This window comes from Nostoc sp. (genome assembly GCF_036917755.1).
Classification (GTDB): domain Bacteria; phylum Cyanobacteriota; class Cyanobacteriia; order Cyanobacteriales; family Nostocaceae; genus Nostoc.
This window is the reverse complement of record NZ_JBALFC010000032.1, coordinates 1-2,007: the sequence shown is the minus strand read 5'-3', so window position 1 is coordinate 2,007 and position 2,007 is coordinate 1. Positions and strand designations below refer to the sequence as shown.

The window sequence follows — 2,007 nt, the reverse complement described above, 5'->3', positions numbered from 1 at the left end:
TCAAACACTAGGCTTATGGCACTAACTTCTGTAGTTTTATTGATGGTTGCTTTATTTATTCATGTTATTTTAACATAACTACTCTTGGAGAGCCTATAAAATTTTATGCAATTATTGCTTTGCATTGATGTAATTGCCAACCGAAAAAACTCGGAATTATTTGCGCTATGTAAATGATGGGAAGGAAGAAGACGCGATGAATCGCGTCTCTACAAGGGGCGATCGCAAAAACGATGCCTGCGGCGGGCTACGCCTACGCATTTTCATTCTGTTTACAATGTCTGTTTTATTAGGTGCGATCGCCTCTGCCACAGTTTCCCCTAAGATAACCAAAGCACCTGGAAGAATTATGATCGCTTTGGTTCACAACACAAGTTCGTTTGAATTTATAGTCGGTAGCTTAGGCACAATGAAGTTAAAAGTCAAGTATAAAAGCTAGTTACTTCCATCATCTCCTGTGATCGCGGCATAATAAAAACTAAACCTTGAAATTATGAAGTAGGCAATGAATACTACCGATAATTCTCCGATGGATGATGGGTCATCAGCAGATTTGATCTCTGTCGCAGAGTTGCAGCAACAGCTTAATGACTTACTCCAGCAACTATCTCCAGAGCGATTACAGGTGCTGACTGATTTTGCTGCTTATTTGGCAAATGCTGAAAGCGAAGCTGCAACCCAAGAACTTTTGGCAATTCCTGGATTGTTAGAGCGAGTTAAGCAAAATCAAGTAACGCCTAAAGCCCAATATACCGCCTGGAGAACTCTTCGCTCTGATGTATGAAGTTATTCTTCATCCCGATGTCCAAGAAGTTTATGTCAATGCTGACAAAGCTTTTGCTAAGAAAATTGCCCGATGTTTGCAGCAGTTAGAACAAACTCCTCGATCGCACCCCAACATTAAAGCCCTGAAGGGAGATTATGCAGGTTACTATCGCTACCGAATCGGGGATTACAGGGTCATTTATTCTATAGACGATGAACTTGTGCAGGTACTTGTTGTAGCGTTCACGAAGTGACTCTGCAAGAGTATCGCTCATCGCAGTGAGGTATATAAACCGTAAAGGCGAGTTGGTAAGTCCCGTTCAGAAATTTGAGGAAGTTGTGAGGTTAGATTAAGTTTAATTATAGATGCCTAGTATATCTTTCTTCTAAAACACAGAAATGTTTCTTTACACAGCACCCGTATTTTTCTTTCCTACTCTCCATCTTTCACTTTCTCTTGTTGATGCCAAGCTTGATAAAAAGCGGGGTAGGGCATACTTTGGGCGCACTTCCAGATAACTTCGTAGCAATTATCAAATCGCTTAAAGTCATTTTTGTAACTTTCAGGTGATAAGTAATCCTTCAACGCGGTGACAACACTCGGCATCTGTTCCTTTAACATAATTTTCTCTAAGCTAGATGCCGCTTGCCATCGGGTATAATTCCATCCGGTATAATTATTGACCTGTGAATTGCTAATTAATTCCACCAAAGCATTAATTGCCTTTTGGTTGCTTGGGTCAATTTGCCCTAAGCTTTCTGCCGCTTGCCTTCGGGTAGAATTATCCTTCTGTGAATTGCCGATTAACTCCACCAAAGCATCAATTGCCTTCTGGTTGCCAGAGCCAATTTTCTCTAAGCTTTCTGCCGCTTGCCATCGGGTATAATTATTGACCTGTGAATTGCTAATTAATTCCACCAAAGCATTAATTGCCTTTTGGTTGCCTGGGTCAATTTGCCCTAAGCTTTCTGCCGCTTGCCTTCGGGTAGAATTATCCTCCAGTGAATTGCCGATTAACTCCACCAAAGCATCAATTGCCTTTTGGTTGCCAGAGCCAATTTGCCCTAAGCTAGATGCCGCTTGCGTTCGGGTATCATAATACCCCTGTGAATTGCCGATTAATTCCCACTCCAGCAAAGCATCAATCTGTAAATTGCCGATTAACTCCACCAAAGCATCAATTGCCTTTTGGTTGCCAGGGTCAATTTGCCCTAAGCTAGATGCCGCTTGCGTTTGGGTAT

Annotated in this window: 4 protein-coding genes; 3 read left to right on the top strand and 1 reads right to left on the bottom strand. The window is 41.8% G+C overall.

What is annotated here, in order from left to right; translation table 11 throughout:
• Positions 1 to 133 precede the first annotated feature (133 nt).
• The 3 genes from V7L05_RS09150 (at position 134) to V7L05_RS09140 (ending at position 1,019) form a co-directional block, all read left to right on the top strand.
• Positions 134 to 439 (top strand): hypothetical protein, encoded by a 306-nt coding sequence (locus V7L05_RS09150; protein ID WP_335163860.1) that lies wholly within the window; start codon positions 134 to 136, stop codon positions 437 to 439.
• A 66-nt stretch (positions 440 to 505) separates the two neighbouring features.
• Positions 506 to 784, top strand: coding sequence for a hypothetical protein (locus tag V7L05_RS09145; RefSeq protein ID WP_229486677.1), 279 nt, complete (start codon positions 506 to 508; stop codon positions 782 to 784).
• Complete coding sequence (locus V7L05_RS09140; RefSeq protein WP_335163859.1) at positions 777 to 1,019, top strand: type II toxin-antitoxin system RelE family toxin; 243 nt, start codon at positions 777 to 779, stop codon at positions 1,017 to 1,019. The genes V7L05_RS09145 and V7L05_RS09140 overlap by 8 nt, the downstream gene beginning before the upstream one ends.
• A gap of 179 nt (positions 1,020 to 1,198) precedes the next feature.
• Here V7L05_RS09140 and V7L05_RS09135 read toward each other — a convergent pair.
• A partial coding sequence (locus V7L05_RS09135) for a HEAT repeat domain-containing protein (protein ID WP_335163858.1) occupies positions 1,199 to 2,007 on the bottom strand: 809 nt, incomplete at its 5' end.